21 protein-coding genes are annotated in these 23,094 nt (G+C 48.5%); 9 read left to right on the forward strand and 12 right to left on the reverse strand.

The genetic code is table 11. The features are described from left to right. Nucleotides 1–82 precede the first annotated feature (82 nt). Nucleotides 83–427 carry a hypothetical protein gene (locus tag BZG80_RS08335; RefSeq protein ID WP_021023757.1) on the reverse strand — a complete coding sequence of 115 codons (345 nt, stop codon included), beginning with the start codon at nt 425–427 and terminating at the stop codon, nt 83–85. A gap of 207 nt (nt 428–634) precedes the next feature. On the opposite strand from BZG80_RS08335, the gene fabG reads away from it, so the two are divergent. After that, nucleotides 635–1,366: a 3-oxoacyl-ACP reductase FabG gene (fabG, locus tag BZG80_RS08340; RefSeq protein ID WP_021023758.1), complete on the forward strand. Its 732-nt coding sequence runs from the start codon at nt 635–637 to the stop codon at nt 1,364–1,366. Between the two features lie 34 nt (nt 1,367–1,400). After that, nucleotides 1,401–2,108, forward strand: coding sequence for an SDR family oxidoreductase (locus BZG80_RS08345; protein WP_077668994.1), 708 nt, complete (start codon nt 1,401–1,403; stop codon nt 2,106–2,108). A 17-nt stretch (nt 2,109–2,125) separates the two neighbouring features. On the opposite strand, the gene BZG80_RS08350 is transcribed toward BZG80_RS08345, so the two are convergent. Continuing rightward, a complete protein-coding gene (locus BZG80_RS08350; RefSeq protein ID WP_077660611.1) occupies nt 2,126–2,815 on the reverse strand; it encodes a hypothetical protein in 690 nt (229 codons plus the stop codon). 169 nt (nt 2,816–2,984) lie between these two features. On the opposite strand from BZG80_RS08350, the gene BZG80_RS08355 reads away from it, so the two are divergent. Next, a complete protein-coding gene (locus tag BZG80_RS08355; protein WP_077679120.1) occupies nt 2,985–3,749 on the forward strand; it encodes a substrate-binding periplasmic protein in 765 nt (254 codons plus the stop codon). 13 nt (nt 3,750–3,762) lie between these two features. Here BZG80_RS08355 and BZG80_RS08360 read toward each other — a convergent pair whose 3' ends face one another. The 4 genes from BZG80_RS08360 to BZG80_RS08375 form a co-directional block, all read right to left on the reverse strand. After that, nucleotides 3,763–4,962 carry an acetate/propionate family kinase gene (locus tag BZG80_RS08360; protein WP_077679121.1) on the reverse strand — a complete coding sequence of 400 codons (1,200 nt, stop codon included), beginning with the start codon at nt 4,960–4,962 and terminating at the stop codon, nt 3,763–3,765. Nucleotides 4,963–4,965: 3 nt separating this feature from the next. Further along, a complete protein-coding gene (locus BZG80_RS08365; protein ID WP_077669872.1) occupies nt 4,966–6,387 on the reverse strand; it encodes a bifunctional enoyl-CoA hydratase/phosphate acetyltransferase in 1,422 nt (473 codons plus the stop codon). A 43-nt stretch (nt 6,388–6,430) separates the two neighbouring features. After that, nucleotides 6,431–7,204, reverse strand: coding sequence for an enoyl-ACP reductase FabI (gene fabI / locus BZG80_RS08370; RefSeq protein WP_021023763.1), 774 nt, complete (start codon nt 7,202–7,204; stop codon nt 6,431–6,433). Between the two features lie 348 nt (nt 7,205–7,552). Further along, complete coding sequence (locus BZG80_RS08375) at nt 7,553–8,140, reverse strand: nucleoside triphosphate pyrophosphohydrolase family protein (protein ID WP_021023764.1); 588 nt, start codon at nt 8,138–8,140, stop codon at nt 7,553–7,555. A gap of 220 nt (nt 8,141–8,360) precedes the next feature. Here BZG80_RS08375 and BZG80_RS08380 point away from each other — a divergent pair, with 220 nt between their 5' ends. Next, on the forward strand, nt 8,361–8,870 hold the full coding sequence (locus BZG80_RS08380; RefSeq protein ID WP_021023765.1) for an outer membrane beta-barrel protein: 510 nt from the start codon (nt 8,361–8,363) through the stop codon (nt 8,868–8,870). A 92-nt stretch (nt 8,871–8,962) separates the two neighbouring features. On the opposite strand, the gene BZG80_RS08385 is transcribed toward BZG80_RS08380, so the two are convergent. After that, nucleotides 8,963–9,709, reverse strand: coding sequence for an SDR family oxidoreductase (locus tag BZG80_RS08385; protein ID WP_021023766.1), 747 nt, complete (start codon nt 9,707–9,709; stop codon nt 8,963–8,965). 16 nt (nt 9,710–9,725) lie between these two features. Next, complete coding sequence (locus BZG80_RS08390; RefSeq protein WP_077679122.1) at nt 9,726–11,321, reverse strand: methyl-accepting chemotaxis protein; 1,596 nt, start codon at nt 11,319–11,321, stop codon at nt 9,726–9,728. A gap of 338 nt (nt 11,322–11,659) precedes the next feature. On the opposite strand from BZG80_RS08390, the gene BZG80_RS08395 reads away from it, so the two are divergent. Both BZG80_RS08395 and yddG read left to right on the forward strand, forming a co-directional pair. Next, nucleotides 11,660–15,403 carry an EAL domain-containing protein gene (locus tag BZG80_RS08395; protein WP_077679123.1) on the forward strand — a complete coding sequence of 1,248 codons (3,744 nt, stop codon included), beginning with the start codon at nt 11,660–11,662 and terminating at the stop codon, nt 15,401–15,403. A 56-nt stretch (nt 15,404–15,459) separates the two neighbouring features. Continuing rightward, complete coding sequence (gene yddG, locus BZG80_RS08400) at nt 15,460–16,374, forward strand: aromatic amino acid DMT transporter YddG (RefSeq protein ID WP_077460854.1); 915 nt, start codon at nt 15,460–15,462, stop codon at nt 16,372–16,374. Nucleotides 16,375–16,412: 38 nt separating this feature from the next. Here yddG and BZG80_RS08405 read toward each other — a convergent pair whose 3' ends face one another. From BZG80_RS08405 to BZG80_RS08420, 4 genes are all read right to left on the reverse strand, one after another. Continuing rightward, the gene (locus BZG80_RS08405; RefSeq protein ID WP_077460853.1) at nt 16,413–17,201 is read right to left on the reverse strand and encodes an iron ABC transporter ATP-binding protein; all 789 of its coding nucleotides are present in this window, start codon (nt 17,199–17,201) and stop codon (nt 16,413–16,415) included. Between the two features lie 5 nt (nt 17,202–17,206). Beyond that, the gene (locus BZG80_RS08410; protein WP_021023771.1) at nt 17,207–18,154 is read right to left on the reverse strand and encodes an iron chelate uptake ABC transporter family permease subunit; all 948 of its coding nucleotides are present in this window, start codon (nt 18,152–18,154) and stop codon (nt 17,207–17,209) included. Then, nucleotides 18,147–19,067 (reverse strand): ABC transporter permease, encoded by a 921-nt coding sequence (locus BZG80_RS08415; protein WP_025744503.1) that lies wholly within the window; start codon nt 19,065–19,067, stop codon nt 18,147–18,149. Before BZG80_RS08415 ends, BZG80_RS08410 begins: the two co-directional genes overlap by 8 nt. Before the next feature lie 136 nt (nt 19,068–19,203). After that, the gene (locus BZG80_RS08420; RefSeq protein WP_021023773.1) at nt 19,204–20,118 is read right to left on the reverse strand and encodes a siderophore ABC transporter substrate-binding protein; all 915 of its coding nucleotides are present in this window, start codon (nt 20,116–20,118) and stop codon (nt 19,204–19,206) included. A 481-nt stretch (nt 20,119–20,599) separates the two neighbouring features. Between BZG80_RS08420 and BZG80_RS08425 the strand changes: the two genes are divergently transcribed. From BZG80_RS08425 to BZG80_RS08435, 3 genes are read left to right on the forward strand one after another with little or no spacing between them, the layout of a single operon-like run. Continuing rightward, nucleotides 20,600–20,770, forward strand: coding sequence for a XapX domain-containing protein (locus tag BZG80_RS08425; RefSeq protein WP_021023774.1), 171 nt, complete (start codon nt 20,600–20,602; stop codon nt 20,768–20,770). Between the two features lie 22 nt (nt 20,771–20,792). Continuing rightward, entirely contained in the window at nt 20,793–21,503 is a 711-nt protein-coding gene (gene deoD, locus BZG80_RS08430) for a purine-nucleoside phosphorylase (protein WP_077460852.1), read from the forward strand. A gap of 18 nt (nt 21,504–21,521) precedes the next feature. Then, nucleotides 21,522–22,988, forward strand: a complete 1,467-nt coding sequence (locus tag BZG80_RS08435; protein ID WP_028569712.1) for a lactate dehydrogenase — start codon at nt 21,522–21,524, stop codon at nt 22,986–22,988. The last annotated feature ends 106 nt before the right edge of the window (nt 22,989–23,094 follow it).

Consider the following 23,094-nt stretch of genomic DNA (forward strand, 5'->3'; position numbering starts at 1 on the left):
GAGCAGGATGTCGGGAAACCAGCTGTCTACAGGTAGGATCCTGTTGAACATCGTCTGCCATCAAGGTTTAAATCTTCAAGCTTTAAACCTTCAAGCTATAGCTGGTTTGCTGTGCGTTGGGGGTAACCGTTTTTTGAACTTGGTCCATCAATGCCTGTTGCTGCTGATTGTACGCGTTCGCTTTTGTCTTTTGCGCCTCTTGCTCAGCAACACGATCAATTAAAGCTTGATAGTCGCGTTTATCCTCGCGCTGCTCACTCGATGCGGCAGTCTCTTTTTGCTCTTCCCGCTCTTTACGGATGACTTCAGCGCGTTCTTGCACACTCATCGAGTTATTGAGACCGCCGTTGACCTGATCATCCTGACGGTCACGTTGACGCTGCATATATTGCTGCGACAAAGGTTGCGAGTTGATTGACGTCGGCATAGGTCCTCTCTTAAACAAGGTGACATCTTGATTAAATTTTAGCCTATTTCTCCTCAGATTGATATCACAATGTATGCTTAAGACGCTTGCCTTTGGCCCAGTTGTTGCACGTTGATCTTTCAGTGGCGCAACGTTGCGAGAAGAAGCAAAGGCTTAGATGACCAACCGCCCAAGAACCTATTGATCAATACAACAAGGAGAAAAACTATGCTGACCGGTAAACACTGTGTCATTACGGGAGCCGCTCAAGGTATTGGCCGTTCCATCGTCGAGACATTTGTCGAACAGGGAGCACACACCGTTTACGCGCTAGACCGGACTGTAGATAACATGCAAGACTGGCAAAACCATGCCGTAATAAAACCCGTGGCGCTCGATGTCTGCCACAGAGACGCTGTCGCCAGCTGGGTGCAGACGCTGCACCAACACAACGCAGTCATCGATGTGCTCGTTAACAACGCAGGGATTACGCGTGATAATTTGCTAACCAAAATGAGCGAAGAGGATTGGGATGCTGTCATTGATGTGAATCTTAAAGGGGTATTTACCATGACACAGGCGATAACACCGCTGATGCTCGCTCAAGAGCATGGCGCGATTGTCAGTTTATCGTCAGTGGTCGGTACCGATGGCAATATTGGCCAAACCAACTATGCCGCTTCAAAAGGAGGTGTCATCGCAATGACAAAAACCTGGTCAAAAGAGCTCGCTCGTCATGGCGCACAAATTCGCGCCAACTGTGTCGCACCTGGATTTATCGAAACGCCTATGACCGCCAACTTACCAGATAAAGTCATCGACATGATGAAAGGGAAGACACCACTCGGGCGAATGGGTACCGCACAAGACATCGCGAATGCGATCAGTTTTCTTGCCAGCGACAACGCGAGCTTTATCACAGGTCAAACACTTAAAGTTGATGGTGGATTAGTCATATAATGACGTGATATTCATCCACAACATTGAGCGTTTTATGACCCCGACACTTCTTATCACTGGCGCGAATCGCGGAATCGGTTTAGCCCTTACCGAGCGGTATCTTGAACATGGCTGGCGTGTTATTGCTTGTTGCCGCTTTCCGGGTTCCGCGCCGCATTTAATGACGCTAAAAAATCACTATGCCTCACTGACAACACAGGCGTTGGACGTGACAGACCACGCCGCAGTGCAACAACTTGCATCAAACCTCAGTGACACGCCCATTCACTTACTGATCAATAATGCCGGTCAATATGGTCCCAAAGGCTATCAGCTAGGAGAAACGGACACAGAGGCGTGGCGAGAGGTGTTAGCGGTCAATACCATTGCGCCACTAGTCATGGCTGAGTCGTTTATCCCACATCTCACGCTTGCCAACAATAGCGGACATACTCCTATTTTCGCCTTCATCTCATCAAAGGTGGGGAGTATGAGCGATAATCAATCAGGAGGGGGTTATATCTACAGAAGCTCCAAAGCCGCTCTAAACGCAGTCGTCAAAAGCTTATCAATTGATTTACGACCAAAAGGGATTCGCACCGTCGCCCTACACCCTGGCTGGGTACAAACCCAAATGGGCGGTCCTAATGCGCTGATTACCGCCGACATCTCGGCGCAAGGGCTCAAGCAAGTTCTCGATACACTCACCGACAGCCAAAGCGGACACTTTTTCGATTATCAAGGCAACACCATTGCGTGGTAGGCCGGTAGCGGTGGCGTTCAAATCGGGAAAAAGGTCATAGAGGCCATACTGTGTACCACTTGATTGATATTACGATTGGTACTGTCCGCCACCATCAGTGCCATCATATCTTGGATCAAGATCATCTGACTCAGTAAGCGCTCATAACTATAATTGGGGACACCATTTGCATTCATGCCGTTACTGAGCAGCAGCAAATGACCTTGATCATCACGACGGTTATTTAACAGCCACGCAATTTTTTCAAGGTTACGTGCACAGTTATAAAGCTTTTGCTGATCAATATCATCGAGTAAGAAGAACTCAGTCTGGTGATTATAGCTAGCGCTTATCATCCCAGTGACACCGGCCATCAGTGCGAATACACGATCACCCTCGAACTCAGTAGAAAATGCCAGCGGCAACAATGCAATGCCGTCCATTCCACCCAGCTCACGGAATCCATTCTGGGGACGCTGCTCAGCCATTAGCTGGTGAACGCGTTGGTCGATGGTCATTCCGGGCACTTTTTTTAGCTCTCTGGGATTACGTTTATAGAGCTTGATCAGTAGTCGCTCGGTGATCTGACGAATTTCGGCGATATGAATATCGGTAATCAAATCCATATCTGATTTCGCAAGATTTTTTATATCAAACGGCCGTCCCAGCTTTTGTGCACATCCTGTTAGGCTGAGTATCAATAACCCCACCCAAAACCCGCGCATCATAGTGTTATCCTTACATCCTTTGTCGGCGCTAAGGATACGCATTTCACGCCCAGTCGTGGACTGAAAGAGATAACTTTGTATGGAATATCACATTTTTTACGAACAATCAGAATCGCAGTCTCTGTAGCCCCTGCTACACTCTTCAAAAGTGGTCACTCGGAAGAGCCTTATGCGACGCTGTCTCATTCATGCATTTTTTATCACCATCGCATTTAGTGCATGCACTTATGCCACTGAAAATAAAACCATTATATATGCAATACCGCATTGGCCACCATGGAGTGATACCAGTGAGTATCCCTACCAAGGTATTGATGTTGATGTGGTTAATGCTTTAGCGAACAAGATCGCTGTTGATGTAGAAACCGTTCAATGTGCATGGAAACGATGTCTGCGTTTGTTAGAAACGGGTAAAGCAGATATCGCGACAAATGTACTGAAGCGAGCCTCTAGAGAGCGCTATCTTTATTATCTTTCGCCGCCTTATCGAACCAATCTCATATACGCTTTCTATACTCACAAAGGCAGTATGATATCGATTAAACATCAATCTGATTTGTACTCTTACTCAGTGTCACTCGAACGAGGCGCCAGCTTTACATCCGATTTTGATAACGACTCGAATATTACTAAACGCCCTGTTAGTCAAATAGACTTTGCGATTAAACAATTAATCAATCAACGTGCAAGTGTGGTGATTGGCGAAAGTCATCAAATTGACTACATGGTGGCGAAGTTCGATCAAAACGATGTGCTTGAAAAGCAGCCTTTGACCTACTCCGAAGCCCTTGAAAGTTACATTGTCCTAAGCAAAACGTCATCAAATTCGCATTTAAAAAAACAGCTTACCGATGCGTTGAAACAACTGGTCGCATCGGGAGAGATAACAGAGATTATAGATAACCATAGCCGCAAAGCTAGTCGCACTGACTAACGATTGTTCGTGGCTATTCCATATCGATCATCGCTACGCAATCCATCGCGATCACGCGTTCTTCATCGGTCGGGATCACCCAAACGCCCACCTCACTGTCAGCGGCTGAGATACAGATTTGGTTCAGTTGATTCGCCGATGCATCTAACCTGATGCCAAGCCAACCACATTGGTGCACGACACTGTCTCGTACGGGTGCTGCATGCTCGCCAACACCCGCCGTAAACACCAAATGATCGAGTCCTCCCAAGGCGGCAATCAAACTCCCGATCTCTCGGGCGATACGATAACAATAATGGTCGATCGCCTGCTGGGCTCTGGGTTTATCACTACGTAATAATGTTTGCATATCACTGCTGATCCCAGACAAGCCTAACAGGCCAGACTCCTTATAAAGGAGTTTGCTTACCTCAGCGACCGTCATTCCTTCTTCACCGATGAGGTGTAAAACCAATCCGGCATCAATTGCGCCACAGCGCGTCCCCATGGGTAACCCTTCTAGCGCTGTAAACCCCATGGTCGATGCAATACTCTGTCCTGCTTGGATCGCACATAAGCTGGCACCGTTACCCAAGTGGGCCACAATCACACGTGCTTGGGGATCATAATTAGGAATCATGGAAGGTAAGCAACGGCAAATATAATCATAGGAAAGCCCATGAAAACCGTACCGTTGAAAGCCGCGATCGTACATCGCATAAGGCAACGCAAATTGGCGAGCCTCTAAAGGCTGTTTCGCATGAAAGGCGGTATCGAAGCAGGCAATTTGAGGCGTACCTGGCAATCGCTCGTCTAGCGCTCGAATGGGTGCGAGGCTATAAGGTTGATGCAATGGCGCCAAAGACGTCAATGCGTCCAGTAGCGTCACTTTATCCGGGTCCAGGCGGGTGGCACAATCATAGTGCATCCCCCCATGAACCACACGATGTCCGACCGCAATGAGGCGTTCGAGCACATTATGCTGCCCTAACCAATCGAGTAACGATATAATAGCCGCCTGATGATCGTTGGCCTCAGCCGGAGCAGTGGCATAGGCATGATTCCCGGCATGCATGATCACCGCGGTTCGTTCTGTCCCTAGTCCAGAGAACTGCCCCCGAAATACACAGACTTGCTGATCCGTGTTGTCAGAATTAGACATTGCGCCAGCGTCGAACAACGCAAACTTTAGGCTCGACGAACCACTATTGATTACGAGTATATTTTTCATCATCCACTAGACACGCGACTTATCGAGCGATTTTCGTTGATAGTCCGCCAGTAATAACGCTAGCGCGCTTGACGCTATTCGCGTTAAAGCATCATCGGCTCGACTGGTTAACATAATGGGCACTCTTGCGCCCACCACGACACCAGCGCCTTTGGCATCGGCAAGATAGCTGAGTTGTTTCATCAGCATATTGGCCGCTTCTAGATCGGGAGCCATCAAGATATCAGCACGCCCTGCCACTGGCGACTCAATACCTTTTGTTGCACGCGAGTCCTCAGAAACGGCACTATCAAAGGCCAGTGGGCCATCAAGGATCCCACCCGTGATCTGACCACGTTCAGCCATTTTGCACAGCGCGGCAGCATCAATCGTCGCATTCAACTTCGGATTAATCGTTTCAACGGCTGACAATATGGCCACTCGCGGATGGGCGTTCCCGATCGCATGCGCCAGCTCAATCGCGTTTTGAATGATATCGCGCTTTTGCGCGAGCCCTGGGTAAATATTGATCGCAGCATCGGTAATAAATAACGGTCTTGGATAGGTCGGAACATCGAATGCCATTACATGGCTTAAACAACGTTCAGTACGCAATCCTCCCTCACGTTTGACAACCTCGTGCAACAGTTCGTCAGTATGCAACGCGCCTTTCATTAATGCTTCAATTTGACCCGCTCGTGCCATTTGCACGGCGCGCTCTGCAGCCGCGTGACTATGCGGAGTATCGACAATTTCGAAGTCCTGAATATCCACTTCGGCGGTGTCTGCAGCGGCGAGAATTTTATCTCTTGGCCCCACCAGCGTTGGAATGATTAGTTGCTGTTTTGCCGACGCAACCGCGCCACGAATAGAACTGTCATCAACGGGGTGGACAACCGCCGTATGCATGGGATCAGGATGATCCGCTGCGGTAAGAATCGCGTGTAACTGCCCGCGCTCAGACAAGCGCACTTCTGGCATGACTGTCCGTTGACGGCTTACTTTTTTAGTGGGGGCTAATACGCGTGCTTCGCCTTCGATGACGGTATCGCCGCGTTGATTTTCGCAGCGACAGGCAAACACAATATGATGGCGTTTATCGTCCATTTGGTCGACGCGTACGATTACTCGAAGTACGTCGCCAAGCATGACCGGTGCTTTAAAGGCTAACGTTTGGCCTAAATAAACCGTCCCAGGCCCGGGTAACTTGGTACCGAGCACCGTTGATATCAATGCGCCGCCCCACATGCCATGGGCAATAATCTCTTGGAAACGGCTGCTTTTGGCAAAGTCATCATCCACATGAGCAGGATTGACATCACCGGACATTATCGCAAAAAGCTTAATGTCCTCCATGGTTAAACGTTTTTCTAAAAACGCCTCATCACCGATTGAAATTTCATCGTACGTCTTATTCTCGATGACCTCCTCGTTATGTGTCCCTGTCATAGTAAGCTCCTTAATCGTCTATAACGTCGAAAAATACGCTGATTTAAAAACGAAGATGATGACCGGCGTCGACGTAGTGCGTTAGCCCTGTCAGTACACACCCTGCATCAGCGGTAAGGTAAACAACCGCATTCCCCACATCCTGTACCGTTGCCAGTCGACGTAACGGCGATCGCGTTTCACCGTCTACCGCCAACGCTTCAAATTCTTTTAATCCAGAGGCGGCACGCGTACGAATTGGGCCTGGAGAAATGGCATGAACACGGATACCTTGCGGCCCAAGTTCAGCGGCGAGATAGCGCGTGGTCGATTCGAGCGCGGCTTTAACCGGTCCCATCAAGTTGTAATTATCCACGGCTTTTTCTGCGCCATAGTACGACATGTTAAATAGTGTGCCCCCAGCTGACATAAGAGGCTCTGCCCGCTTAGCCATGCGAATGAACGAATGGCAGGAAATATCCATCGCGAGCGAAAAGCCTTCTCGAGAGCAATCCACCACCCGACCGTGTAAATCATCTAACGGCGCAAACGCGATCGAGTGAACAACAAAATCAATCCGCCCCCATTTTTCTTTGGCACGCGCAAATAGCGCATCCAATTGGTGGTCATCTTGCACATCACACAACATCATTTCAGGATCCCCCATTGACGGCTTCAGGGGGGTGACAAAGCGCTCTGCCTTAGGTGACCCATACGTCACCAGTACGTCTGCGCCTGCTTGGTGTAACGCTTGGGCGCAGCCAAAGGCAATGCTATTTTCATTCGCCAGGCCCGCCACAATGCCGACTTTACCTTCAAGTGAGAAAGGATGTTCCACGATGTTCTCCCTAGATTTATAACGAAAGCGTGAGCCGCTCCACGTGAGGCGTTCAACACATAGAGCAGTTACACTAAAAAATGTGCTGCCTACTTTAGAGGACTCACAAGCTTTTAACTTAGACCCAAATCAGGACTAAAGGCAAAATTATAGATGAAATGAGAAGCAATCTTTGTAAGAAAACAAGACACTTTTGCAAAACTTTAATGACAAGCCTGCACAATAGGCTCAATGGAGAGCTTTTACTCAATTTAAGTAGGCGTGTGATAAATGAGCTCTGAGCCCATGACGAAAAAACGCCGCTTTTTATAGAAAAAGCGGCGTTATGCTAGCGTATATCGCGTGAATTTAAGCCAATTCGGCCATTACACATTTTGCAAGATCTGCTGGGCGATAGTACACGGACTTCATGACCTTGCCTTGACGAATCAATTTACCGTCAACCGTCACATCTGTTGCACATTTGGCAATAATCCCGTCATCTTTGGGGCTTGCCACAACCTCAATGCCTTTTTTCTCATAGTAGGCTTGGGTGTCCGCGAACGCCTGCGCATCGCGGCAAACTTTACTCATATTACTGCTATGCACTTCGTCCCAACAGGTTATGAAATCGATCCCGAGTCGATTAGCAATTTGCAATAAAATATCAACCATATAACTGACTTCAAGTTGATCACGATACCCGCGCGACCCCATCTGTACGGCGCGTCCCATGAGGACATAAACACTGTCGACGATAGCATCAACTTGTTCAACCAGTGAGTCAGCCTCAGCCAGTTCGGTCATCTCCTCAACCGCCAATGCCGTATGAAGATCATCTGCTTTGTCGTCTAATGAGGTTGGATCGTTACAAGGCAAGTCAAACGTGATTCGAAAGGCTTCAATATCACGGTAAAGGTGGTCGTAAATCGCTTGATCGAGAACTGCAAATTTCATGTTTAAAGCCCTTTGAGAAACAAACACGCATGGCGTCATGCTGGTACACAAGGGGCAATACAATAGCACTGCTGGCGGGGAGTTAAAATCAATTGCGCAGATTCTTTAATATGACCTAGCGCTACAGCGCAAATATTACTCAAGCTTGGTGTCTGCTCGCCGTTACCGTTTTATAATGAGAAAACACGTCAGGCGAATCTCGGCCAAAAGGATTGTTATTATGACCAAACGCTTATCGCTTGCTACGCTTTGTGCGGGCATGTTACTCGCCACAGCAGCACAGGCCCAAACATCGCCACTCAGTATCGGCGCTAGCGCCAGTGTTACCGATGTTAAATACGGATCTCAAACAGAGACAGGTCACACCTGGGAAGTGAATGGCACGTGGCGGCTGACCGATTATACCAGCCTGTATTCAGGGTATGGTGAAACCAGTGCCGACTTTGATAACGCCAATGGTACAGAAACAACGTTGACGTCCACCTATATTCCCGTTGGCGTACAAGTTAACTTCCCTATGACGATCGGCAGTGTCTACCTGCGTGGTGGGGGAAACTACTATCAAACCGAATTTGGGACGGATAAAGACATCGGTTGGGGCGCCAGCGGAACGGTTGGCTTTGAGTTACAACCGACCGTCGGACCTAAAATGAACTTTGAGCTCACCTATGCCGATCGCGGCGATGCCGAAACGAGCTCCGTGAGTGTCGGTACCAGTATCGGCTTTTAACCGCTCATAGCAGGGTGCCAAACAACGGTCGTTACGATATAGATTACCACCGCGCGACATAACGCGCGGTGGTATCATCGAAATACGGCAGACTACATGCCACCAGCAACATCAAATAAACTACCCGTCGAATAAGATGCATTATCTGACAGCAGCCAAGCAATCATTTCTGCTACTTCCAGCGTCGACCCCCCACGACCAAGCGGGATATTATCAGCCACACGCGCGACACGATCAGGCTCTCCTCCTGCCGCATGCATATTGGTATCAATTGGACCTGGGCGCACTGCGTTGACACGAATCCCTTCACGGCCCACTTCTTTCGCTAGCCCCATAGTCAGTGTGTCTAATGCGGCTTTGGTCGCGGCATAATCAACGTATTCATTGGGTGATCCGGTTTTAACCGCTGCGGAGGAAACATTAACGATAGCGCCGCCGTTACCACCACGAGATTGCGCCATGCGATGCACCGCCTCTCGGCAGCACAAAAAGGCACTGGTAACATTGGCTTGAAACATCGCGTTGATCCGCTCCGCATCCATACCGCTGACAGACGATTGCGGCAACATGATACCGGCATTATTCACCAATGCGGTGATATTCCCTAAGCGGTTATCCGCTTCACTGAACAACCGCTTGACACCTTCTTCACTCGACACATCGGCCTGAACGGCGATCGCGTTTACTCCAATCGCTTGAAGTTCATCAACAAGCGCAAAAGCAGATTCACTGTTGCTCAAATAGTTGATGCAAATGGCATAACCACGCTGTGCCAATAACTTCGCCGTCTCGCGGCCAATGCCGCCACTTGCCCCGGTTACAATCGCAACTGGATTCATTGCTACTCCTTTTCGCTCATTCTGCTGATACCGGTGGGTAGTATCCCATTCTCACTGCGCCCCAATGTTTACCTGCAACAAAGAGCGGGACAGAAAGGTCATGCATGACTTCACCGGTATCGCGCTTATAGGTTTGCAGCAGCATGGTATCAGTATGTTGCCCACAACGCCTACCTGTACGGTCATCAAATAAGCGTTTAGTCCGGTTACCGGTGATATCTTGCGCATAATCACCGGTTAATGGCTGACAAAAACGTTGATTATGCGTGGGAACATAACCGTTCGTGTCATTGGCTATCACGTAAACAATATTGTCATCGATGTCCAAAATAGGCTCTTGAATCGGCGGTAATAATCGATCACAAAACGTATCGAAACGGGTGGTGTATTTTTGTGGATGCGTATTGGCAATGGGTTGATAGTGGCGGTCAAACAAATCGGAAGGACTAATCTCGCCCTTCGCAAGGGCCTGTTCAAAAGCCGCTTCAATCCGATCTCGACATACACTCGCCGCTTTGAAAAAACGCTGATGAGGGCTAGCATCGGAGAGCTCAGCAAAAACCGCATTGGTTTTTTCTGCGGTATCCATTAATCCCTCGGCTTCTTCACTCAAGACCGTGACTTGCTCATCACTGATTTCAAGTCCAGATCGGACCTGTACCAGCGCGGATGCAATTTGCTCTAAACTGGCGCTATTCTGTGATGACCCATGGGCTATCTCTTTTACCGCTTCTTCAACCTGATCGGCTCCCGAAGAAAGCTCGGTTAAAATGTACCCGACACGCTCAACATTTTCAGTGCCTGACTCGACATCGGATGACAAGGCTTGAATATGTGCCATCACATTACTCGACTCTGCCATAATGTGTTTTATGATTGTCGCGACTTCACTTGTGCTCTGTGAAGTCCGCTGCGCAAGCTGTCGTACTTCATCAGCCACCACCGCAAAACCACGCCCCTGCTCACCAGCTCGAGCGGCTTCTATTGCGGCATTTAATGCCAGCAAGTTTGTTTGTTCGGCGATATCATCAATAACTTGTGCGACGGCACTGACTTTATTGACGTTGGCGTCCAGAGCTTCAATTCGCGCAACCGTTTCGGCGGTTTTTTGGTTAATATCTCGCATCTCAGCAATGGATGCGGTCAGTTCATTTACACCCTGCTGACTAAGATCCCGCATACGAGTCACTTGCTCAACCGATTCAGTCTCGACTTGGCAAGCACGCGAAAGAGTTTGCTCAATATGTTGCGCTTTATCGGTAATCTCTACCACCGCAGAAAACTGCTCTGTCAAACGAGCCGTTAAAATGTCAGAGCGATGCGAGACTTCTGCGGCCGTCATCGCGTTCATTGTGGCACGCGTTGCTAATCGTCCAACGGTTTCAGTAGGAATGTCTAGTGTAGCGTTTTCAACTGCAGATTCTTGCTCGTGTCGCGGGAACAGATAGAGCTTTACGGCAAGACCTATGCCCACAGCTTGACAGGCCAATATCAACACAACCCATGTAAATTGCGCCGATACTACAACCCATCCTCCAAATATAGACAGCGCACAAACGACGCCAAATGCGACCCAAAATCCCATTTTGTTATCCACTACGATCCTTGTCATTTTCCACCTATAATCCTTATCTTTGGAACGGATTAGCACACTCAGTACGCTAAAAACCTAACGGTTACAGACACCTGCTAATACCGAGAGACTTTCAGCCTTGGTCCATTACAGATGCCATATTTTTTGGGTCATCGCGGTGAACACGATCAAATTTAGACTAAAGCCGTATGTCTAACATCTTGGGGATTAACTGTTGCGACGCAGTTGCGATACAAAAATAAATGCGACTCATAAACATCGAGAGTGTCTTTGTATGATAATTACCACAAACGTGATTAAATCCCACGCAAAATGCGCTAAGCTCTCCCTAGATTATTGTTATTAATGAGAGAACCATGATCCCCCATCGACGAATTCGCCAATCGATTCAGGCCTTTTTTATTTTAGTCACGATGAGCTTTTCGCTGGTATGGTTCTCATTAGCGGTGCTGCCAGAAAGCGAACAATTCGCCGTGATTTGGTACGTATCGGCTGCCGGCGCATTCGGGTTTAGCTGCTTTTCAGGCTACGTGAGGCTTGTCGCAGCCGCAGGCTTTTTCACCGGCGTCTTTTATGCCGATACCATGATGGGGATTCCCGCTTCACTCAGTGCCAGCATGGCGGCTGTCAACACTGCAACCGCCGGATTAGGTTGCACCATTTACCGATTAACGTACAAACGTTACGGTAACCCGTTCGAGAGTATGTGGCCCTTTATTCGAGGTTTAGCGCCCACACTTATCATCAGCCCTCTATTTGGTGCGACACTCGGTGCCAGTGTTCAGTCAATAGGAACCCATCAACCGTTCGATTACTTAGTACTTCGGTGGTTTATTAGCGAATTTGTCGGTTTTGTCGCCCTATTTCCTCTCTTGTTAGTCGTCAAAGAGAACCTCAGCGAACGACCTAATGATCGACTTGCGAAATCGAGCACGTTTTGGATCGCCTTGATAGCCCTGTGCTTGGCCGCGATCAGTACAATCAGCCTGTTGTTATATCTTTCACCTCACCCGTTTTTGGCGCTCACAGCGCTGTTTTTGTTGGCGGCAACACTGCAAAGTCGTCTGATTGGTTTAGGCTGTATCGCGTTAACATTACTAAGCTTTGACATTTTATCCGCCCTCGGTGCACTGACATTTCAAGTAGAAGCGGATCAAAAAGCCTCACTGTCTCGCATGGCGATGGCTGGTGCCGCCATGATGGTCGGGGTGATAATGACACAATTCGCATATAGCTATCGACGTCATCAAAAGCATCATCTGGAGCAACATGCGTTATTAACCCAAGCGATGCATAACTCCCTTATTGGTATGGCCATACTCGACCCTCGCGGCATCGTTCAAGACGCTAACGCGAGCCTTGCGCAGTTTTTTGCCTGTGAACCGCGTGTATTGCTTGGCTCCCATGTTTCTATTTTTACCCGCGAGCAAGATCAAGCGGCATTAAAAGACTATTTTAATGAACTGATCATGGGTCATACCGATAATAAACGGCTGGAGAAGCGCTTCCTGCGCGCGGATGGGGAGCAAGTATGGGGAAGGCTCTCTGTCACTGCGGTCCGTGACAAACATGCCGGCCATGTGACGCATCTCATCAGCCAAGTCGAAGACATTAATGCACTGAAAGCGGCACAGAGAGAGCAAAAACGCTGGCTAGAACGTTGGCGTTTTGCTTTAGATATCAACAAACTCGCCGTATTTGAATTGAACGTTCATACTGGCGTTATTCTGTTTTCAGGTTGGTCAGCGCCACTATTGGGGATCAGTGCAAAAAGCATCCAAACCTACCAAGCCTGGACCGCCCGAATCCATCCAGACGATTTACACGGCTGGGAGCAAGCCATGCGCCTGCTGGTTGAAGGGCGTACTGATCGTATGATCGAAGTATTTCGCTTTCAAAATGATCAGGGAGATTACCGATATCTACGGCAAGCGTCGGCGCGACAAACCGGTGAAGAGACAGAAACCGTGCTAAGTACGGTAATCGATGTCACCGAACAGCACCTAGCCAACCAACAAACCGATACCTTACGCCGCCGCCTTGAAGCCGCGACCAAAGCGGCTAACATTGGTATTTGGGAGTACAACGTCGCAGACGACACGCTCGAATGGGATGCGCAGATGTATGCGCTCTACGATATACCCGTCTCTGACGGTAAAGAAACATTGGCCACTTGGCAACATCGCCTCCATCCAGATGATGCCGATAGGGTCAAGCGTATACTCGGCAAAGCCCTCAAATATCAACAACGTATCGATACCCAATTCCGGATTCTCGATACTCACGGTCGAACGCGTTACCTGCGTGCCCTTGCCAGTGTACAAATCGATGATAGCGGCAATACCATACGATTGATTGGCGCCAACTGGGACAATACTGAAATAAATGAACTCAACCAAACCCTTGCCCAGGAGCGCGAACAATTAAACGTAGTGATGAATTCCATCAACGATGCCGTAATCACCACCGACGACCAAGGTCATTTAGCCTATCTCAACCATACGGCACAGCGACTGACTCTCAATGGTGAGGATCGGCCCCTTGGACAAACCATCGACGACATTTTCCAACTGTATCGTCAACAACAGCGCGTGCTGCTTTCGAGTTTACATGAAAATCAAACCGCGACCTTTTTTGAAACACAGATAAAAGATGCCTACCAGCTTGTGTTAGCCAATGGGGAGCGCGTCTATGTCTCCTTGGCAGTATCGCCGTTAACCAGTCATCAAGGCTATGTGTATATTTTACGTGATGTGTCTGAAGAACATGCGTTAATGGCGCAACTCGACTACAACGCTAACCACGATCCACTGACACATTTACCGAACCGCCGGGCCTTTGAAACCATCATGGAAAGGCACCTTACACAACACCATGACGATACCCCGTCGGTACTTGCCTTTGTCGATCTCGACCTGTTCAAAATCATCAACGATTCTGTCGGCCACCATGCGGGCGACGATGTTCTCTGCCAAGTGTCTCAAGCATTGGCTGATAACATTCGCAGTGATGACACCGTTGCACGACTCGGCGGCGACGAATTTGCAGTCCTCCTCACACACTGCAATATGCGGGATGCCAAACAGACAATTGCCGATTTAATCAGTCGGCTCGAGAATCTATCTTTTTCTTATGAAGAGCGGATTTTCGCCATCAGTGCCAGTGTCGGCTTAGTCAATATCGGTGATGACGCCTTAACTCTGTCCGACTTAATGAGCCGCGCTGACGTTGCCATGTATGAAGCGAAGTCAGCGGGCCGTGGACAAATCGTCGACTATAACGATATATCAGGCTTCGCCCAAGGCCGCCACAACGATATGCAAATGGTCGGAAAAATTACCCGCGCATTGGCTGAGGATCGATTTACCCTGTATGGTCAACAAGTCGCTCCCGCGAAAGGACCAACCATTGAACACTGGTATGAACTATTAGTGCGGATGATTGACACGGATGGCAATATCATGAATCCGGGGCAATTTATCCCCGCCGCAGAGACCTTTGGTTACATTCGTGACATTGATGCGTGGGTGGCCAACTATGTGCTCAATACTCGCGCCCAAGAATTGGCCGACTCTGGCCTTAAATTTAATCTCAACCTCTCCGCGCACTCAATCAGCGATCCCAAGTTCCAAACACATTTGAAAGCCCTGTTAGCCTCATCCGTCTTTCCCGCTGAGCGCTTGTGCTTCGAGATCACAGAGTCAGCCTTAATTAGCCACTTAAATACCGCCGTTTCATTTATCGATGAGTTACGCGCCTATGGGGCTCACATCGCACTAGATGATTTTGGCGCCGGCCTATGTTCTTTCCATTACTTGAAACTCTTTAACGTTGATGTCGTGAAAGTGGATGGCCAGTTCGTTGCCAACCTCACCGATAACGAAAACGACATTGACCGAGTGATCCTCGAATCTATCGTCAGTATCTGTGACACCATGGGGTATAAAACTGTCGCGGAGTGGGTGTCTGATGAAGAAAAACTCGCGCGCGTACAAGAGATCGGCATTCATTATGTGCAAGGGTTTTTAATCGACTATCCCACGCCACTTGATACCTTGCTTGCCAACAAAGTATCGAACAAACAAAAAGATGCTGAATAGGGTTGCGAGACGCCGAAAAGATAGGCAATTTAAGCTTTTTGCTTGGACTGCCTGTTATGAATCAATACACGCTTGCAGGGTGTGGTGCAATCCTACTGTGGAGCAGCAATGTCGCATTGATCCGCCACGTGACCGAATTACTTGGCCCTGTAGGTGGCGCTGCCGCCATTTATACTATCGCGGCGCTCTGCTTAGTGGTTTTTGTCGGTACGCCCAAACTCAGCGATTTTCCACGTCGCTACTTAATTGTCGGCGGCGTGTTATTCGTGGTCTACGAATTATGCTTGTCGTTATCCCTAGCATGGGCTAATACGCGCACACAAGCGATCGAAATGGGCGTCATTAACTATTTGTGGCCGTGCTTAACCGTCTTCTTTTCCGTGCTTATTACTCGCCAAAAAGTCAGCCTTTGGCTTTATCCTGCCTTAATGATCGCATTTTTAGGCGTTATCTGGACAGTAGGCGGCAAACAGGGGGTTTCTTGGCATCATTTAGTCGCCAATATTCACTCAAACCCATTGAGCTATATCCTGGCTTTCAGTGGCGCCATCATTTGGGCCATATATTGTAATCTGACCCGCATGAGTGCGCAGGGAAAAAACGGCATCACGTGGTTCTTTATAGCAACGGCCATCACACTCTGGGTCGGTTTTGCACTCTCTGATGCGCCTGCGCTTTCCGGTTCTTGGTCGGAGGCAGTTTATGTGCTCGTGGCCGGTGCGGCAATGGGAGGAGGTTACGGGCTGTGGAACCTTGGTATTCTTAAGGGCAATTTGGTGTTCTTAGCAACCTTGTCTTATTTTATCCCGATCCTATCAACGTTTTTATCAGCGATTCTCTTGTCGACCGAGCTGACGCTCTCCTTCTGGCAAGGCGTGGCGATGGTGACACTCGGCTCATTGGCAAGCTGGTGGCTGACGCGAGCGCCGACCACCAGCAACAAGACCTCGAGTACCGCTAAATCACACTAGTGACGATGTATCCAGCCGCTCTTGCGGCTGGATACAGTTTACTGTGCCAAGGCTAACGCCGGTGTTGCCGCGCCATAATAGAGGCAAATACGCTGACCATTGATTTGTTCAACCTCAAACTCAATCTCGTAAATACGCTCCATCACTGGCTTGGTCACCACCTCATCAACGGGACCGCTCGATACCACTTCACCATCTTTCATCGCGACCATATTGTCCGCATAACAAGCGCTAAAGTTAATATCGTGCATCACGACCACCACGGCCTTGTTATATCGATGTGCCAGGTCTCTGACCGTCTTCATGATCGCCACCGAGTGACGAATATCGAGATTATTAAGCGGTTCATCGAGAAAGATATAATCGGTGTTTTGTGCCACCACCATCGCGATGAATGCCATCTGCCGTTGGCCCCCACTTAATTGATCAATAAAGCGGTCTTGTAACTCCGTTAACCCTAATTGAGCTAACGCTTCATCAATCACCGTATCATCATCTGCAGTCAGTCGCCCTTTAGAGTGGGGAAAACGACCAAATGCCACGAGCTCACGAACACGAAAGCGCATATTGACATTATTCGCCTGCCGCAACACCGCCAGCCTTTTTGCTAATGCCTCATTGCTCCATTCACTGAGCGGTTTATCGCCAATCAAGACTTCACCTGCATCACTGTCAGTGAGTCGACTCGCCATAGAGAGCAGCGTACTTTTCCCCGCACCATTTGGACCAATTATCGCGGTCACTTTACCCGGTGGGAACAACGCACTGGCCTGATTTACCACCTGGGTTTGCCCGTAGGCTTTCGACAATCCAATTAATTCAATCATAATGGTTAAAACTTGTTTTTCGTTAGCAGGTACAAGAAATAGCTTCCACCAACAAAGTTAATAATCACACTGACAGTGGTTTCAAACCCGAACCACTGCTCAACAACATACTGACCGGTTAACAACAAAAAAACTGCCAATACACTGGTCGCAAGAATCAAAAAACGATGCTGATAGCTCACAAACATTTGCCGAGCAAGGCTGACCACAATCAAACCAAAGAACAATACAGGCCCGACCAAAGCCGTCGATACCGCAATCATGATGGCGATGATCACCATCACCTTCAGTGTGAGTCCGCGCATATCGACGCCTAAACTGGTGGCATTATCTTCACCCAGTAAGCAAACATCCAGCTGATTGGCATAGCGGTAAAGCGCCAACAAACACAGCCCTAACACCGGCACACTGATATACACCAGATCGCGATTCGCATTATTGAAACTGGCAAACATGGCATCTTGAAGTACCGCAAATTCACTGGGGTCAACTAATAAGGTGAAAAACTGGCTAACACTGCCAAACACACTCCCGAGTACGATACCAATTAACAGCAAGGTATAGACGTTAGCGCGATGCCGACGAAAATACAGCGTAAATAGCACGCTCGCCGTCACCGTCATCAATGCCACACTCACCGCAAAGTTTAAATAGGCATTCACCAAAAACAGACTGGTTGAACCAAAGATCACCAGTAACAGGGTTTGCAATAAGACGTACAAACTATCAAAACCAAGAATTGAGGGCGTCAATATTCGATTATTGGTGATGGTTTGAAACACTAATGAAGAGGCCGATATTGCGATCGCTGCCAGCGCAATCGAAAGCACCTTCGGCGTACGCCTAGAAAGAAAGTAAGCATAATTATCCGCGGTAAGGCCATGCCCTAAGAAATAACCGGCGACCAGTAAAACGCCCACCGCAACAAGAGAAAGTTTGAGTCCATCACGCATTGGCTTTATCCCTCATCACTAAGTAGATAAAGACCACACCACCCAAAATCGAAATGATCATGGCAATAGGGACTTCATAAGGGAAGATAATTACGCGGCCTAAAATATCGCAACTTAAGACCAGTACCACCCCCCAAAAGGCGGTCCAAGGCAAATTACGCTTAATGTTATCGCCCATGAACAATGAGACGACATTCGGCACAATCAGGCCAAGAAAAGGGATCACGCCGACGATCATCACCACGGCCGACGACAACAAGGCAACCACCATGACACCAAACAGCACCACTTTTTGGTAATCCAAACCAATATTCTTGGCGAAGCTTTCTCCAATACTGGCGGCGCTAAATTGGCTCGCATAGGCATAGGCCACGGCACATACAGGCATGGCAACAAACAAGATTTCATAGTTCCCCGCCAACACCGATGAAAAATTGGCCACCGTCCACGCTTGTAAGGTTTGAATCAAATCGTATTTGTAAGCCAGGAACTGAGTAAGAGACGAGACCACGTTGCCGTACATAATCCCGATCAAAGGAACAAGCACGGTATTTTTAAATTTGAGGCGCTGTAAGAAACGGACAAATAGCCAAGTACCTGCCATCGCCGTACCGACAATCACGGTCAGGTCAAGCCATTGGTTTGCACCACTAAAAACCACGAGCGTAACCACATAGCCAAGCAGCGCGCAATCAATGGTGCCCGTGGTATCTGGGGAGGCAAAGCGGTTTTGACAAATCTGCTGCATAATCAGGCCGGCCACACTCAGCCCAGCCCCGGCAAGACAAATAGCCAGCAGGCGCGGAATACGACTGGTGGTAAAAATGGTCCAGGCTTCTGAATCACCGGCCCACAAACTATCCAAAGAAACGTGGGCGACACCGATAGATATCGACAATAGCGCCAGCACCATAAGGATAGGAATAGAAAGATACTTCACAACACGACTACCGTTGGGTCTGAAACCACAAAGACCCGGGAGAAGCCCGGGTCAACTTTTATCTGTAAAAAAGCAATCTATACAGAAAGCGATGCGTCATCAAAAACGATTAAAGTACGCGATTGACATCGTCGATCATTTTATCCATCGCCGTCATCCCAGCCATGGTGATATACCAAGCAGTTGGATCTAAGTAGCTGATACGTTGATTTTGGTGCGCCGGTGTCTTATTTACCAATGGGTTATCGAAACGCGCTTTAGCTTTTCCCTGTCCCTCACCAATCGCTTGCTCACGATCAAGCACCAGCAACACATCTGGATTGGCATCGGCAATGTATTCAAAAGAAATCAGGTTGCCGTGAGAGCCAGCCACTTCTACGTCATCACTTTTCGCAGGTTTTAGTCCCAGCTCGTCAAAAACCAGACCAAAGCGGCTTTTCTCACCAAACATCGCCACTTTACTGCCGTTGCTCATCACCATAAGCGCGTTGAAGTTATCTGCCACCGCTTTTTCATGTGTTTGTGCAATTTTGGTATTTACCTGGTCGATAATGGCTTCCACTTTTTCTTGTTTGTCGAAGACATTACCCAGCATGCGCCAGTTTTGCTGAACACTCTGCCAATAATGGTCATAATCGGCTTGGAACATAATGGTTGGCGCAATTTCTTCTAATTCACTCATCAGCGACGCCATACGCGCCTCTGCGATGATCAAATCCGGTTTTGCCGTAAAGATTGCCTCATAATCAGGCTCTTTAACGGTCCCTACCGCCACATACTTATCATCTTGGTAAGTTTTTGCTAAGTAATCTGGCATCAATGATTTCACCACGCCTACAGGTTCAACCCCCAGGCGGTCAAGCACATCGAGGCTGCCTTGCCCAAGCACAACCACACGCTGCGGCACACCGTCAATCTCAACGGTGCCCATGGCATGGTGGATGGTTTTTGCAGCAGCGTGACCACTTAATACCAAAGAAACGGTTAAAAGAATGAATTGGAAAAATGAACGAAAAGCTTGCATAGCCCTTTCCTCGCAAAAATTGATGGCAGCATGCTAACGCAGTTAAAACGCCAAGTCACGAATAGAAGTGAGAATTATTCATATTCATAACTCTATTGATAAAGCCGGATCAACACACCATCACGATAAGGGCGTCAGTTACTAAAACTGTTTTGATCTTGCGCAAAATAAAGACAGATATCAGCCAGTGTTGTGTCTATTTCCCGTTTTTATCCGCGAATAAACCATCGAATCGGACCTATTTGGTTACAACGCAAGCGATTGCACCGACACTATCAACATATTTAGTAATCATTGGCCAGTTTACGGGTTAACATGGATATAGTTGTGATCAAGATCGCGCGGATATATGCGCTGGTTACATACACTAGACTCATCTCGAGCGGTATGACTGAAACGATAATTAAAGACAGCTAAGACTGTCGCAAATTCGGTACCGGATTGAGCTGAACTGCATCTAACGAGTTGTTTGAGGGTTATAATGAACGAAATTTTACTTGCGGTCGTCGCTGGCGCCATTGTTGGCTTTTTCTTCAGCGCGATCAAGTTACCATTGCCTGCTCCCCCGGTGATTTCTGGGATCATGGGCATCGTTGGTATCTACCTTGGCGGCATGGCTTATCAAGCCGTGATCGAACGCTTTTTCTCTTAACTTTAGATAATTGGAGCACACTATGGCTACCCCACATATTAACGCTGCAGACGGCGCATTTGCTGAAACAGTCCTGATGCCAGGTGATCCACTGCGCGCGCAGTACATTGCCGAAAACTTTCTAGAAAACGCGGAACTGGTCACTGACGTCCGTAATATGTTCGGTTACACCGGCACTTACAAAGGCAAAAAAGTATCGGTAATGGGTCACGGTATGGGTATCCCATCGTGCTCCATCTACGTCCATGAGCTGATCAAAGATTACGGTGTTAAAAATGTCATTCGCGTCGGCAGCTGTGGCGCAGTAAAAGATGATGTCAAACTGATGGACGTGATCGTTGCACAAGGCGCTTCCACCGACTCAAAGGTAAACCGCACCCGTTTTGCCGATCATGACTTCGCCGCTATTTGTGATTTCCATCTTATGGAAACTGCCGTTGGTGAAGCGCGTAAACAAAACGTCTCTGTGCGCGTTGGTAACGTATTCTCTGCGGATCTCTTTTACAGCCCAGAAGCCGATCTGTTCAACAAAATGGACAAACTTGGCATTCTTGCCGTTGATATGGAAGCAGCGGGTATCTACGGTGTCGCTGCAGAGCTAAACGCGCGTGCTCTCACCATTCTGACCGTGTCTGACCACATTATTCGTGGTGAAGCACTGAGCTCAGATGAGCGTCAAAAGTCGTTTAATGAAATGATGACTGTCTCGCTCGAGACCGCGATCAACCTGTAAATGTGGGTTGGAGGAAACGTGCCAAGCGGTAAACTGCCACCCGCTGCCGGTCAATTGCAGCTGAATTTTTGTAAAACCTTGACCTGTCCTAACTTTGGGTCAATGGATGAGCAAGATTATTTGGTTCAGCGCTCTAATCCGGCACGCCCAACGCTAGTATGCCGAGAATGCGGGGCGTTTCCTCCTCTGCTCAACAACCAGCAAGTTCATGCCGAGTTGATAGCCCAACGTCAACTCCATGCAGATGGACTATGTGCCTGTACCAACCCCGCCTGTGAGCACTTAGGTAAGCCAGTCTTAACCTACCGTCACTGTTACCATGCCTTTGGCTACAGCGGCGATAGACAACGTTATCGGTGTAAAGGCTGTCAAAGTACCTTTGTCGACCGTTGGTCTGGGATTAACAAAAAGAGTGAGCTGCAACAAAAGTTGCTGGCCTTCCTTTTCACGGGCCATACCGTGCGAGAGATCTGTCGTCGGCTTTCTCTCAACCCAAAGACCTTTTATGATCACCTGAATCAAATAGCTGCGCGTTGTCGACAAAAACTTGCCGCGTACGACACACGCTTTTTATCTGATACCTCAACAGGCCACCTCGCGAGTGTTCATGCACCGCTGCAACCTAACAGCGAAAATGGCGTACAATGGCTAGCGACCGGAGAGGCGCATAGCGGCTATATTTTGCTTCAAGATGTCAACTATCATTCGTATGATCATGACCATCTCACCGAGCATCATGATCCGTATCAAGACGCTTGCCGCTTTATGGCGACCACCAATGCAGGCCAGCGCTCGGAGCCAACACCACGCCCTGACGGCTTACTGGGTCGCGTTGACGCAAAATACCGAGAGGTGTTTTCACGCTCAAATGTGGAAGACCCTTACACCCAGCCGTTGCACTTTATTTACCCTAATCGTGGTACCCTGATTCGTCCTCAATACACCACCTATGCCCATTATTTAAACCTCAAGCCTTTTATTGATCATTGGCAACACATTGTGGTGTTTTCTCCGCAGGAGCCCTTATTGCGCTCGGCTTGTTTATCCGTTTTCGAAGCCGATATTCGTGACAAACGGGTAAGCCATGTTTACGTCGAGCAAGATCCTTATTGGCAACCCGGCTCAGAGCCAGAAAAAATTGATATTGTGTTACTCAGTTGGTGGCGCGATCGCTGGGCGTTTACGCGCAGCGGTGCAGGGAGCAAAGCCATTTGCGATCATGGGCAAAATAAGGGCAGAGAAGCCTATTGGTTAACCCATGCAAGCTGTGATGCGATGAAGAAATATCAACAACACTTCCATCAGCAATTTGCACTGTTGGTTAATGAGCCACGACGCCGGTTACGCCCTGGAGGGTTACTGCCGTTACTTGATATTTACCGTGCCTGGCACAATTTGTGTTGGCAAGATCACGCCCACGTCACGCCTGCTCAGCGTCTTGGATTAACCGATCGCCCGCTCACACTCGCGGACCTCATGCTTTAACGTCTCACCGCCCGATTGTTATCGATAGTTCAACCTAACGCCCGCGTCGTCTCCCTTGACGATATCGCTGTTTCGCGTTATTTATCTCGATACTAAAAATCCAGTC

It is taken from the genome of Salinivibrio sp. MA440, from assembly GCF_001996265.1.
GTDB classification, from domain to species: Bacteria; Pseudomonadota; Gammaproteobacteria; order Enterobacterales; family Vibrionaceae; genus Salinivibrio; species Salinivibrio costicola.